The organism is Pseudomonas sp. KH_046_1 (genome assembly GCF_057839025.1).
In genome coordinates, this window is record NZ_CM174481.1 from 3088129 (window position 1) to 3101088 (window position 12960).

Consider the following 12960-nt stretch of genomic DNA (forward strand, 5'->3'; position numbering starts at 1 on the left):
ACTCATGCTATTGAAAGATAAAGTCGTGATGGTATCGGGCATCGGCCCCGGGCTGGGTATCAAACTGGCCCTGGAGGCCGCGCGCGAAGGGGCGCGGGCCGTGGCCATCGGTGCCCGCGACATGGGCCGCCTGCTTGAGGCGCAACAGCGCATCAAGGCCGTCGCCGGGCATTGCCAAGTGCTGTGCGTGGCCACCGACATCACCGATGTGCAGGCCTGCAAGCGTTTCGCCGAAGCCACCCTCGAGCAATTCGGCCGTATCGATGCGCTGATCAACAGCGCCTTTTCCCATGGCGGTTTCCAGGCGGTGGACGAGGCGGACAACGACCTGCTGCGCGAGGCGCTGGAGGTCAACCTGCTGGGCTCGCTGAACATGAGCCGCGCGGTGCTGGCGCCAATGCGCGCGCAGGGCGCGGGGGCGATCGTCATGATCAACACCCTGGGCGTGCGCAAGCCGTATCAGGGTGGGGCGGCCTATGCCGCGTCGAAAAGCGCCCTGGCGGCCAGCGTGCGCTACCTGGCCAGCGAGCAGGCGGCCCACGGTCTGCGGGTCAACGCTCTGGCCTGTGGCTGGATGTGGGGCGAGCCGGTGCAGGCCCTGGTACGCCAGACGGCTGCCGCCCGGGGTGTCAGCGAAGAACAGGTGCGTGCCGAGTTCAGTGCCGGCATCCCCGGCGGGCGCATGCGCAGCGACGAGGAGTGCGCCCGCGCTGCGTTGTTTCTGGCTTCGGACTACGCCAGTGCGATCAATGGCGCGCAACTCGATGCCAACGGCGGCGAAGTGATGCACTGACAGTGGAGATAAAAATGATTGATCACTGTGCCTTCAATGGCGATGCAGACGGCCTCTGTGCCCTGCAGCAGTTGCGCCTGGCTGGTGAACTGGATTCGCAGGTGCGTCTGGTCAGCGGGGTCAAGCGCGACATCGAGCTGTTGTGCCGGGTCCACGCCGGGCCCGGCGAGCGGGTCACGGTGCTGGACGTGGCCCACGAGCAGAACCGCGAGGCCACCCGGCGCCTGCTCGACGGCGGCGCCCGGGTACGCTACTTCGACCACCACTTTGCCGGCGAACTGCCGCGGCACCCGGCATTCGAGTCCTTCATCGACACTGGCGCCCAGGTGTGCACGAGCCTGCTGGTCAACACCTACCTGGACGGGCGTCATCACCGCTGGGCGGTGGCCGCCGCCTTTGGTGACGGCCTGACCGGCCCGGCACGGGCGCTGGCGACGCAGCATGGCCTGGCCAACGATGAGGTGCAGGCCCTGGAGGAGCTGGGCCTGCTGCTCAACTACAACGCCTATGGTGACAGCCTGTCGGACTTGCACTTCGAGCCGCTGGCGCTGGCCGCCGAGCTGCTGCCTTACCACGACCCGCTGGACTTCATCCGCCACAGCACAAGCTTCACCACCCTGCGCATCGGCCACGCCGCCGACATGGCCGCTGCCGCCGGCCTTGAACCCTGGCACGAGGGCCGGGGCGCGCGGCTGTACCGCCTGCCCGCGCAACCCTGGGCGCGGCGGGTCAGCGGCGTGCTGGCCAACCAGCTGGCGGCCGGTGCGCCGCGCAAGGCGATCGGCTTGCTCAGCGCCAGGGCGGACGGTGACTGGGCGTTCAGCCTGCGGGTACCGGAGGAGGCCGGGCTGGCGGCGGATGCCTTCTGCCGGCAGTTTCCCACGGGGGGCGGGCGCAAGCGTGCTGCCGGGATCAACCGTCTGGCCGACACGCAGTTGAAGGAAGTCGCCGCACGCCTGCTCGATTGCTATCGCTGAGCAAAGAGCAACGCCCCCGAACGGATCGGTCGGGGTGTTGCTTGCCACCAAGGGTCAGCGGTGCAAGCGCCTGGACCGCTGGATCCAATATAGCTTGAATGCAGTCTTATATTCCATAAAGGAAGTACAAAGTATTTTTATAGTGCGTTTTAATCTATTCAGTATTTTGAATCGATTGGAGCACTTATCTGTGAACACTAAGGCGCTTTTACCTTTTGGCTTGGCATTACTGGCTACCTGCTCGACGGCTTTCGCGGGCGCCACTCTGGATCGCGTAACCAGGAGCGGGGAGCTGACCGGCGTTCTGATGGAAAGCTATCCGCCATTCTCCTTTCTCAATGAACAGAACCAACTGGACGGGTTTGACGTCGATGTCGCCAAGGCTGTTGCGCAACGGCTAGGGGTGAAGCTGAAGCTGCAAACACCGTCCTGGGATGTCATCGCTGCCGGACACTGGAACGGACGATATGACATCTGCGTCTGCTCGATGACCCCGAGCAAGGCACGCGCCGAAGTGTTCGACTTCCCGGTGGAGTATTACCAGTCACCTGCCGTGATCGTGGTGAATGCCAAAGACCAGGACATTGTCACGGGCAAGGATCTGTCAGGTAAAAAAGTCGGTGTGATCAGTGCGTCGACCTATGAAGCCTATCTGAACAAGGATCTGGTGATCGAGGGCGCCGAGGACAAGCCGTTGAGCTATCCATTCGAAAGCGTCCAGGTCGCGCCATACGACAACGAAACGGTAGCCTTCCAGGATCTGGCCTTGGGCACAGGCGTGCGTCTGGATGCCATGGTCACCAACCTCATCACCGCTCGCGAACGCATCGCCCAGGATCCTCGCTTCAAAATTGCCGGCGACACGCTGTATGCAGAGCCCAACGTGGTCGCGATTGAAAAGGGCGATCCGCAATGGAACGCCAAAGTCACTGAGGTCGTCACCCAACTCAAGGCCGACGGCACATTAAGCAAGATTTCACAGAAGTGGATCGGTGCCGATATCAGCCAATGACAGCCCTCAATCCACACCCGGCCAAGGCGGCTGTCGCCTCCGAGACCGAGACGCGTCGTTTCAGCCAGCTACTTGGTTTTCGCTCTCGCCTGTATTTGACCTGGACCGTGCTGTTCGGCCTGTGCGTCATGTTTTTCATGAGCTTCGATCTGAAGTTCTCAATCATTCTGCAGAAGCTGCCCAACCTGGTCGGCCTGCATTTGGGGCCTGACGGTTTCTTGCAAGGCGCCGCGCTGACGCTGTTCTTGTGCTTCTGCTCGATCTGGCTTTCGTTGCTCCTTGGCTTCGTGACGGCACTGGCACGCCTGTCTCGCAGTGCGGTGGCTTTCGGCATTGCCAGTTTCTATGCGTCCTTTTTTCGAGGTACTCCGCTGCTGATCCAGATCCTGCTGATCTACCTGGGTCTACCGCAGTTGGGTGTTGTTCCTGGCGCCATCAGTGCGGGGATCATTGCGCTCTCGCTCAACTATGGTGCCTACCTCAGCGAGATTTTTCGTGCCGGCATCATGGCTGTTGCACCCGGGCAGCGCGAAGCGGCGATGGCCCTGGGTCTGAGGCCTGCGGCAACGTTTCTGCACATCATCTTGCCGCAAGCCATGCGCACGATCATTCCCCCGACAACCAGTCAGTTCATTTCAATGCTCAAGGACTCCTCGTTGATATCGGTGATGGGCGTTTGGGAAGTGATGTTCCTGGCGCAGTCGTACGGTCGCTCGTCCTACCGCTACATCGAAATGCTCACCACCGCAGCCGTTATCTATTGGCTCCTGTCCATTGGATTGGAGTTGATACAGAACCGTCTTGAACGCCACTACGGCAAAGGTTTCAAGCATCAGCGCTGACCCTCCCGTTTAATGACTTTTTACAGGTACTACGATGTCCGATCCAAAACCTCTGTTGTTTGCGTTATACGAGCAAGCCAGTGTTGGCTGTGGCGGCGCGCCGAGCCTCTGGACGCACCCGGCTGACGAGCGACTGACCATCAACTCGCTGGGCTACTGGTCGAACCTGGCACGCATCGCCGACCAGGCTCATCTCGACATGCTGTTTTTTGGTGATGTGCTGGGCTTCTACGATGTGTTTGGCGGTAATGCCGACGCGGCCATGAAGTGGGCGGTGGAAGCACCGGCCAACGATCCGTTGATGATCATTCCGGCATTGGCCGCCGTGACGGAAAACCTCGCCTTCGGCGTCACTGTGACCACCAGTTACGAGCATCCTTTCACCCATGCCCGGCGCTTCAGCACGCTGGACCACCTGACCAATGGCCGGGTCGGCTGGAACATCGTCACCTCCTACCTGACCAGTGCCGCCCGCAACTTCGGCCTGGAGCAGATGATCAAGCACGATGATCGCTATGAACGCGCAGAGGAGTTTCTCGATGTGGTTTACAAACTCTGGGAAGGCAGCTGGGCAAACGATGCCGTGATGGCCGACAAGTCTCGCCAGGTCTATGCCAAGGGCGATCGCGTGCGACCGATCAATCATGTTGGCGAGCACTACCGGGTGGCCGGGCCGCATTTGACGTCCCCGTCACCGCAACGCACACCCTTGCTGATCCAGGCCGGTTGGTCAGGCCGTGGTCGCGAGTTTGCGGCCAAGCACGCCGAACTGATTTTCATCGCCAAGTCCAACCCGCTGGAGATTCGCCAGGGACTGGAAGATATATGGACGCAGGCCAGGGCACGGGGGCGTCACGCTGAAGATGTTAAATCACTGACGGTACTGCGCATCGTCACGGCCAGGACCGAGATCGAAGCTCAACGCAAATATGACGAGCTGCAAAGCAACTATCACTTACAGGCGCAATTGGTGAGTTATGCCGGTGATACCGGTATCGACATCAGCCGCTATGCGGACAGCGACGCGTTGTCCACTCACACCGAAGGAATGACCTCCTACGTGATGCGTCCCGATGGCAGTGGCAAGCCCTTGACCGCCGGCGATGTCAAACAGCGCTTTACCAACGTCACCCGGGGCAGTGATCTGATTCTGGTGGGAACACCGCAACAAGTGGCCGATCGGATCGAAGAGCACGCCCGTATTTCCGGCACCAGCGGCTACATGCTCAACCCGTTGATCAGCCCAGGCAGCCTTGAGGACTTCGTTGAACTGGTCATTCCTGAACTGCAAAAACGTGGTTTGTATCGCACCCAGCCACAGAGCGGTACTTTCCGTTCGCGGTTACGGGACGATGGCGCTAACCATTTACCGGATTCGGCCTACGGCGCTTCATTCCGCTTTGATAAAGGTTTTCAGGACGGGGCAGTCTAAAAAAAGGGGCTCTCCAGAGGCTAATGCCAGTCAGTTAAGCCCGGGACACTGTGGGAGCGAGCTTGCTCGCGATTGCGGACTGTCAGATACATTGATTTTGAATGTGCGACTGTCATCGCGAGCAAGCTCGCTCCCACAAGGTTTGCGGTGTTCAAACACTTAACTGACGGGCATTCTCTCCAGAGGCCCCTTTTGTGGGCAAATGTCCTGATCAGAAGTATTTGAGCCATCCGATATCGCGACGGCGTGACTTCAATGCCGCGAACCAGCGCACGGGTAAATACAGGGATAAAGCCAAGAGCACCGCCGTCAGCCACACAGCCCAAATGCCGTCGAAACCGAAAAAAATTCCCTGGTTCAATCCGAACAACGCCACGCTGACCAGATACAGCGCCTTGAGTACGTAAAGGTGGAGCAAGTAGAAGAACATCGGCGCCGCACCAAAGACTGCCAATGCATTGACCCACTTGCGTTGTTGAGCCCGTTCCAGGGCACGAAGCAGTAACAGGCCCATGCCCAAGGTCAGCGAAAGGAACAGCAGGGAGGGTGGGTATTTTGTAATGTTGAAGAAGCTCATGAGGGTTTGCGTGATGCCTTCATGGGCGACCCAATGCGCCTCGCCATAACCATTGACGGCTCGCAGTGCGACAAATCCGATCAATGTCCCGGCCCCTGCAAGCAGCAGGGTACGTTGACGCTCTGCGGCCAAAACCTGGCCAGCAAACCAGGGGCCGATACTGTATCCAAGGGCGATCACACCGATCCACGGCAGTACAGGATACGAGGTGCGCAGACGCAAGCTGTCGGAGAAGTCGATCCAGCCGCGATCATGCAGAATCGCCCAAGGTATATGCATCGGCGAGCCTGCCGCGAAGTGAACATTATCCAGCAGGTTGTGCCCGGCCACGATCACCAGGCCCAGGCAGCACAGCATGGACCTGGGTAACCAGACCAGTCCGGCCAGGGCAATCATGCAGATGCCAATGGCCCAGATCACTTGCATGTAAATCGCCGTAGGCGGGAACTGAAAGGTCCAGGCGAAATTCACCAGGGTGAACTCCAGCAGTACCAGGAACAGACCGCGCTTGAATAAAAAGGCTGACACATCGCCCTTGCCCTGGTGCTTTTGGCCATACAGGCAAGCGGAAAGTCCAGTGAGCAGTATGAAAACCGGCGCACACAAATGGGCAAGTGTGCGGCTGAAAAATAGCGCCGGCTCAGTGGAGCCGATGTCCATCGGGTCTGTTACCTGACGGTGCAAAAAGAACGTTTCGCGCACGTGATCCAGCAGCATCAGGAGGATTACCAGTCCCCTCAGGGCATCAATGGACAGCAGGCGTTGGTTCAAGCGTGTGATGGGTGGGATGTGAGTAGAAGTTGTCATCGAATGTCGCAAGCAAGGAATGGATGGCTCTGCCAGTGGCGACTGACAGTATATATATGTATAAGGTATAACATAACATATCCGCCAAGAACGACCGCCTGATTGCGTTGATAGCTGTCTACCGAGACGCCTTCAACTCAAGGAATGCGTCCCGCAATCGAGCGTCGCCTGAGTTCGGCCTGAACTCCTTGAACTGTTTAATGGAGCATCAGCCTGGGAACTGATCCCCAAACATCGGGTACCCGCCGGCGGAACCTTCGCGCGTCACCTCGTCCTGAATCATAAACATGACGAAGTCGTCTTCAGCGACTGCCAGTTGGCATTCGTAACGCAAATCGGGCGCTCCTGCGGCGACCAGCTCGAACAGACCCTCGCGACCCGGGGGTACATGGGCACTGTGCTGAATATAGGAGGGCGACCAGAAGCGTTCGGCCGCAGCCAGATCCTTGCGATTGGTCGCGTCACCCTTGTGAAAAGCCTGTAGGAGAAAAGATCCTTCATGGGTTAGCGCCTTGAGTCCGCTGGCAGAAGCTACGGTGAAACAGGGCAGTCAGCTGGCGCAATCGGTGCTTGGGTGAGTGTTTTTTTTGAAGGGGTAGTAGCCGGGGCACTATGACCCCAGCTACCAGTGGTGCAAATGATCACGCAACTTCGGTATGGAAAGGATAGTCCGTGTAACCCACTTCCGTGCCACCGAAGAACGACTCGCGGTCGTACGGGTTCAGCGGCCAGCCATTGCGCAGGCGCTCCGGCAAGTCAGGGTTGGCGATGAAGTGGCGGCCGAACGCGACCAGGTCTGCATCGCCGGCCTCGAGGATCGCGTTGGCCGATTCACCAGAGAAACCGCCCGCCGCGATCAGGGTGCCCTTGTAGTGCTGGCGGATGAGTTGGGACGCCACCGGATTCTGGTCCCGGCGCTCGTCTTCGGCGACACCCAGGATGCGTGGCTCGATCAGGTGCAGATAGGCGAGGTCCAGCTTGTTCAGCTCGCGTGCGACATAGGTGAACAGGCCAATGGGGTCGCTGTCGGACATGTCGCCGAAATTGCCGCTCGGCCCCAGACGCACCGCCACCCGATTGCTGCCCCAGACGGAGATCACCGCTTCTACTGCTTCGAGCAGGAACCGGCTGCGGTTCTCGAACGAGCCACCGTAGATATCCGTACGTTTGTTGCTGCCGTCCTGGAGGAATTGATCGAACAGGTAGCCGTTGGCTGAGTGCAACTCCACACCGTCGAATCCGGCAGCGATACCGCGTTCGGCTGCGGCGCGAAAGCTCTCCACCAGGTCGCGGATTTCAGCCATGGTCAGTTCGCGCGCCGGGGAGCCGGGGGTCCAGCCGGTCTCGGTGAAAGCGAGGCCGCCGTGGTCCACGACGGAAGGGGCCACCGGTTGGGCGCCGCCTGGCTGCAGGAGGCTATTGGACTGGCGCCCCGCATGATAGAGCTGCAGAAAGATTTTGCCGCCTTTGGCATGAACCGCATCGGTCACGAGCTTCCAGCCAGCGATCTGGCTGTCGTCATACAGACCGGGAGCACCGAGGTAGCCATTACCATTGGCGGCGGCGATAGTCGCTTCACCAATCAGCAGGCCACCGGCGGTGGTACGCTGGGCGTAGTACTCGGCCATCAACTGGCCAGGGATGGCGCCCGGCTCGGCACGCATACGGGTAAGTGGCGCCAGAACGACGCGATGGGAAATCCGGTATGGGCCTATCTGGATGTTCGTATGCAGTTTGGACATGACAACGATACCTGTCAGTGGTGGGATGGGCGCAATGTAGGCGTAAAATTCGCGGAGAAAAATATCCCGCGATGCCGAACATTTCGGATGTTTTTTCCGTAATCCCGCCTTGTTGGTGGGGTTCTATCGGAGCAGGCAGGAAAAGTGATGGAAAGTCTGAATGGCATCTCGATGTTCGTGCAGGTTGCCGAAACGCGCAGCTTTACCGAGTCCGCCCGCCAGTTGGGGGTGTCATCCTCGACCGTGGGCAAAACCATTGCGCGGATGGAGGAGCGCTTGCATGTGCGACTGTTTCATCGCAGTACACGCAGCATCACGCTGACGGCCGAGGGGACCCTGTTCCTTGAGCGCTGCCGCCGCATCCTCAGCGAGGTCACGGCTGCCGAGTCCGAGCTGTCAGGCCTGGCTGGCAGTCCACGGGGGCGACTTCGCGTGGGCACTCCGCTACTGGGCGACCTGATGATGCCGGCCTTTGACGGCTTCATGGAGCAGTATCCGGAAGTCGAACTGGATATCGATTTTTGCGACCGCATGGTCGATGTGATCGAGGAGGGGTTCGACGCGGTGATTCGCACCGGCGAGCAAACCGATTCTCGCTTGACTGCGCGCCGCCTGGGTTCCTGCGCACATGTGCTGGTGGCGTCGCCGACGTATCTCAAGCGGCATGGCGTACCCGCGTATCCGCGTGAACTGGAACGCCATGCATGCCTGCAGCACAAGTTCCCCGCAACCGGAAAGCTGGAGCGTTGGCCGCTGCGGCTCGAAGCTTCCGAGGCTGAACTGGTGCTGCCCGCCACGATGACGTCGAACACCATCGAGCCTCTTGCCTACGCCGCAATCCAGGGCAGGGGCATTGCCTTTCTGCCGACTTTCCTGGTGCGCGAAGCGCTGGAACGCGGCCAGCTGGTCACCGTGCTGGACGACTACATTGACCGCCAAGTCGTCTTCTGGATGCTGTGGCCAGCCAGCCGGTATGCCTCGCCCAAGTTGCGCGTTTTCATTGACTACATGAGTGCGCATTTGCGCATCTGATCGCTTACGCCTGCAGCTTCAGGCGCACACCGGATTAGGTGTAATGCTTCAGCCATTGAAACTGATATCGCTTACTCCCTTTCGAGCAAGTGCTCCAGGAACAATCCCGCCGCGACCGACAACGCCTCTCGCGACCTCACGCACACGCTGAGTTCGCCGCAGGCCCATGGCTCTCCAGCCTGATCGCCTTCGCACCTCCATTCTGTAAATCGCCGCGCTCCCCTCGGGCGTGATGCCAATGCCCAGGCCGGCCTGAACCATCAGGCATAGCGCGTCGTAGCTGGAGACTTCCATGCGGATTTTCAGCGAACGCCCCAAGGGGGATAAGCCAGCGCCAACGTTGGCCGATCCAGGGCTTCAACGGGCTCGTGATTCGGTGGTGTCCCGCCGGGAGAGCAGCATCTCTTCTTTCGGCGCGGCGAAAGGCGTGTTAAAAAATGTTATTAGTAAAAAATACTTCACATAATCTGATCACTGGTAGATGATCTTCATCAGCCGGTATGACAACCTGATAACACGACAAAAACAGGATTGCCTTGATGTTCGATGAGATCCCGACTCAAGTCCTGAATCACAGCGCCCCTCAGTTGGTTTATCCGCGTGGTGCTGATTCTGTCTATCGCTGCCTTATTCACAACGCGGCCAACGTCTGCGCCTTGCAGGCGCGGCAGCAGTCGCTGCTTTTCTCTGGAGTACCCCATGAATAACAAGAATGTCGGTGTGGTCGGTCTGGGCGCGATGGGGCTGGGCATTGCCCGCTCGTTGTTGCGCAGCGGTTTTAATGTGCATGCCTGTGATGTGCGCACTGCCGTAACAGAGCAGTTCGCCGGGGAGGGCGGCGTGGCTTGCCTGTCACCGTCGCACATGGCCGCTGAGTGTGACGTGATCATTACTGTGGTGGTCAACGCCGAGCAGACCGAGACCGTATTGTTTGGTGAGGGTGGTGCCGTGGCCTCTCTGCGGCCGGGCAGCCTGGTGATCGGCTGCGCCACAGTCGCTCCGACCTACGCCGTGGACCTGGGCCAGCGCCTGGCCGAGCTGGGCTTGCTGTATCTGGATGCACCGATTTCCGGTGGCGCGGCCAAGGCTGCCGCTGGCGAGATGACCATGATGACCTCGGGCCCGGCCGACGCCTACGCCAAGGCTGAGTCGATCCTCGCTGGCATGGCCGGCAAGGTGTATCGCCTGGGCGACGTCCATGGCCTGGGTTCGAAGGTCAAGATCATCAATCAACTGCTGGCAGGGGTACATATTGCTGCCTCTGCCGAAGCCATGGCGCTGGGCCTGCGTGAAGGGGTCGATGCCGATGCGCTGTATGAGGTGATCACCCACAGCGCCGGTAACTCCTGGATGTTCGAAAACCGCGTGCCGCACATTCTCAAGGCTGACTACACGCCGTTGTCCGCGGTGGATATTTTTGTCAAGGATCTGGGCCTGGTGCTGGATACCGCCCGGGCCAGCAAATTCCCGTTGCCGCTGTCGGCCACCGCTCACCAGATGTTCATGCAGGCATCCAGTGCCGGCTTCGGCCGTGAGGACGACTCGGCGGTGATCAAGATTTTCCCGGGCATCGAATTGCCGACTGCCAAGCCTGAGCCTGTTTGAGGAACACCCCATGACTACCTCCACCGCACGCCCGCTGCTGGGCTGCATCGCCGACGATTTCACCGGCGCCACGGACCTTGCCAACATGCTGGTACGCGGCGGTATGCGCACCGTGCAAAGCATTGGCATCCCGAGCGCGGAAGTGGCTGCCGGGCTTGATGCCGATGCGATCGTCATTGCCCTGAAGTCGCGTACCACGCCGGTCGCCGAAGCAGTCGAGCAGTCCCTCGCCGCGCTGGCCTGGCTGCGCGAGCAAGGCTGTGAGCAGATTTTTTTCAAGTATTGCTCGACGTTCGACTCCACCGCGGCCGGCAACATCGGCCAGGTCAGCGAAGCGCTGCTGGCCGCACTGGGTAGCGACTTTACCCTTGCGTGCCCGGCGTTCCCGGAAAATGGCCGGACGATCTTTCGCGGCCACCTGTTTGTGCAAGATCAACTGCTCAGCGAGTCGGGCATGCAGAACCACCCGTTGACGCCGATGACCGATGCCAACCTGGTTCGCGTGCTGCAATCGCAGACCCGTCTGAATGTCGGTCTGTTGCGCTACGACACGATTGCCCGTGGCGCTGAGCAGGTACGGGCGCGCATCGCCGAGCTGAAGGCTCAAGGTGTCGGCATGGCCATCGCCGATGCCTTGTCGGACAGCGATCTGTACACACTCGGTACGGCCTGCGCCGATCTGCCGCTGTTGACGGGTGGTTCGGGGCTGGCCCTGGGCCTGCCGGAAAATTTCCGTCGTGCCGGCAAACTGCGCGATCTCGACGCCTCGAAACTTCCGGTGGTGTGCGGCGGGGAAGTGGTGTTGGCCGGTAGCGCTTCGATCGCCACCAATGGACAAGTGGCCGCCTGGCTCGAAGCCGGTCGGCCGGCTTTGCGGATTGATCCGTTGGCCTTGGCGGCGGGGGAACCGGTGGTGGCGCAAGCCTTGGCCTTCGCCCGTGATAACGAGCAAACCGTATTGATCTACGCCACCAGCTCACCGGAAGAGGTCAAGTTGGTGCAACAGCAACTGGGCGTCGAGCAGGCCGGTAGCCTGGTGGAAAACGCCTTTGGCGAAATTGCACAGGGCCTGCGCCAGAGCGGCGTGCGCCGCTTCGTGATCGCCGGCGGAGAAACCTCGGGTGCTGTGGTCCAGGCGTTGGGTGTGCAGTTGCTACAGATCGGCGCGCAGATTGATCCGGGTGTACCGGCGACCGTCAGCAGTACCGAGGAACCTTTGGCGCTGGCACTCAAATCGGGCAACTTCGGTGGCCGGGATTTCTTCAGTAAAGCCTTGAACCAACTCGCCCAGGCCGGGGGTGCACAATGAGCTGCGCAATGAGTAACGAGAACGCCCTGCGCGAAGAAATCTGTGAGGTTGGCCACAGCCTTTATGAGCGCGGTTATACCGTCGGCAGCGCCGGCAATATCAGCGCGCGACTGGATGATGGCTGGTTGATCACGCCGACGGATGTGTGCCTCGGACGTCTTGATCCGGCGACCATCGCCAAGGTCAACCTGGCCGGTGAATGGGTGTCCGGTGACAAGCCTTCAAAGACCCTGGCGTTGCATCGCCAGGTCTACGACCGCAACCCGAATGTTGGTGGTGTGGTGCATACCCACTCCACCCATCTGGTGGCGTTGACGCTCGCAGGTGTCTGGCAGGCGAACGACATTCTGCCGCCGCTGACGCCGTATCAGGTCATGAAAGTCGGGCATATCCCGTTGATCGCCTACCAGCGACCCGGCTCACCGAAGGTGGCCGAACAGGTCGCGCTGCTGGCCAATAGCGTTCGCGGCGTGATGCTCGAACGGCTGGGCCCGGTGGTCTGGGAGAGTTCGGTCTCCAGGGCCAGCTATGCCCTGGAAGAGCTCGAGGAAACCGCACGGCTCTGGCTGATGAGCAATCCCAAGCCCGAACCGCTGGATCAGGTGGCGCTCGACGAACTGCGAGAGACATTCGGTGCGCACTGGTAGAGCGCTGATTTTTTAACACGATAGAACATGACAGATAGATAACGCAGGCCCTGTCCGGGAGACGCTCAGCGACTCTCGATGGCCCCGGCTTGCCTAAAAATACAATAACAAGAGGAACTCCAGGCATGACTCGCCTTCACTGTGGCATTTTCAGAAGAATCCTTTCGTTCACCCGGTGTGGAGGG

At 60.1% G+C, this 12960-nt stretch carries 15 protein-coding genes; 11 read left to right on the forward strand and 4 right to left on the reverse strand.

Annotation, left to right across the window (positions count from 1 at the left end; genetic code table 11):
* The first annotated feature begins 4 nt into the window (after positions 1–4).
* The 5 genes from AC3IT9_RS14265 (at position 5) to AC3IT9_RS14285 (ending at position 5056) form a co-directional block, all read left to right on the forward strand.
* Positions 5–793 (forward strand): SDR family oxidoreductase, encoded by a 789-nt coding sequence (locus AC3IT9_RS14265; RefSeq protein ID WP_150758562.1) that lies wholly within the window; start codon positions 5–7, stop codon positions 791–793.
* Between the two features lie 14 nt (positions 794–807).
* The gene (locus AC3IT9_RS14270) at positions 808–1770 is read left to right on the forward strand and encodes a DHH family phosphoesterase (RefSeq protein WP_489273435.1); all 963 of its coding nucleotides are present in this window, start codon (positions 808–810) and stop codon (positions 1768–1770) included.
* A 190-nt stretch (positions 1771–1960) separates the two neighbouring features.
* Complete coding sequence (locus tag AC3IT9_RS14275; protein WP_150755351.1) at positions 1961–2782, forward strand: ABC transporter substrate-binding protein; 822 nt, start codon at positions 1961–1963, stop codon at positions 2780–2782.
* Positions 2779–3624, forward strand: a complete 846-nt coding sequence (locus tag AC3IT9_RS14280) for an amino acid ABC transporter permease (protein ID WP_150723859.1) — start codon at positions 2779–2781, stop codon at positions 3622–3624. Before AC3IT9_RS14275 ends, AC3IT9_RS14280 begins: the two co-directional genes overlap by 4 nt.
* Before the next feature lie 34 nt (positions 3625–3658).
* The gene (locus AC3IT9_RS14285) at positions 3659–5056 is read left to right on the forward strand and encodes an LLM class flavin-dependent oxidoreductase (protein ID WP_489273436.1); all 1398 of its coding nucleotides are present in this window, start codon (positions 3659–3661) and stop codon (positions 5054–5056) included.
* A 211-nt stretch (positions 5057–5267) separates the two neighbouring features.
* Here the strand turns inward: AC3IT9_RS14285 and AC3IT9_RS14290 are convergent, their stop codons facing one another.
* From AC3IT9_RS14290 to AC3IT9_RS14300, 3 genes are all read right to left on the reverse strand, one after another.
* Positions 5268–6440: an acetyltransferase domain-containing protein gene (locus AC3IT9_RS14290; RefSeq protein ID WP_489273516.1), complete on the reverse strand. Its 1173-nt coding sequence runs from the start codon at positions 6438–6440 to the stop codon at positions 5268–5270.
* Positions 6441–6648: 208 nt separating this feature from the next.
* On the reverse strand, positions 6649–6990 hold the full coding sequence (locus AC3IT9_RS14295) for a nuclear transport factor 2 family protein (protein WP_489273517.1): 342 nt from the start codon (positions 6988–6990) through the stop codon (positions 6649–6651).
* A gap of 91 nt (positions 6991–7081) precedes the next feature.
* Positions 7082–8182, reverse strand: a complete 1101-nt coding sequence (locus AC3IT9_RS14300) for an alkene reductase (protein WP_489273437.1) — start codon at positions 8180–8182, stop codon at positions 7082–7084.
* A gap of 147 nt (positions 8183–8329) precedes the next feature.
* Here AC3IT9_RS14300 and AC3IT9_RS14305 point away from each other — a divergent pair, with 147 nt between their 5' ends.
* Positions 8330–9214 (forward strand): LysR family transcriptional regulator, encoded by an 885-nt coding sequence (locus AC3IT9_RS14305; protein WP_489273438.1) that lies wholly within the window; start codon positions 8330–8332, stop codon positions 9212–9214.
* Positions 9215–9262: 48 nt separating this feature from the next.
* On the opposite strand, the gene AC3IT9_RS14310 is transcribed toward AC3IT9_RS14305, so the two are convergent.
* Positions 9263–9508, reverse strand: coding sequence for a hypothetical protein (locus AC3IT9_RS14310; protein ID WP_489273439.1), 246 nt, complete (start codon positions 9506–9508; stop codon positions 9263–9265).
* Here AC3IT9_RS14310 and AC3IT9_RS14315 point away from each other — a divergent pair.
* From AC3IT9_RS14315 to otnC, 5 genes are all read left to right on the forward strand, one after another.
* Positions 9507–9680: a hypothetical protein gene (locus tag AC3IT9_RS14315; protein WP_191633649.1), complete on the forward strand. Its 174-nt coding sequence runs from the start codon at positions 9507–9509 to the stop codon at positions 9678–9680. The genes AC3IT9_RS14310 and AC3IT9_RS14315 overlap by 2 nt on opposite strands.
* Positions 9681–9753: 73 nt before the next feature.
* The gene (locus AC3IT9_RS14320; protein WP_489273440.1) at positions 9754–9921 is read left to right on the forward strand and encodes a hypothetical protein; all 168 of its coding nucleotides are present in this window, start codon (positions 9754–9756) and stop codon (positions 9919–9921) included.
* The gene (ltnD, locus tag AC3IT9_RS14325) at positions 9914–10819 is read left to right on the forward strand and encodes an L-threonate dehydrogenase (protein WP_489273441.1); all 906 of its coding nucleotides are present in this window, start codon (positions 9914–9916) and stop codon (positions 10817–10819) included. The genes AC3IT9_RS14320 and ltnD overlap by 8 nt, the downstream gene beginning before the upstream one ends.
* 10 nt (positions 10820–10829) lie before the next feature.
* Positions 10830–12128: a 3-oxo-tetronate kinase gene (otnK, locus tag AC3IT9_RS14330; protein ID WP_489273442.1), complete on the forward strand. Its 1299-nt coding sequence runs from the start codon at positions 10830–10832 to the stop codon at positions 12126–12128.
* Positions 12129–12136: 8 nt separating this feature from the next.
* Positions 12137–12775, forward strand: coding sequence for a 3-oxo-tetronate 4-phosphate decarboxylase (gene otnC, locus AC3IT9_RS14335; protein ID WP_423502866.1), 639 nt, complete (start codon positions 12137–12139; stop codon positions 12773–12775).
* Positions 12776–12960 lie beyond the last annotated feature (185 nt).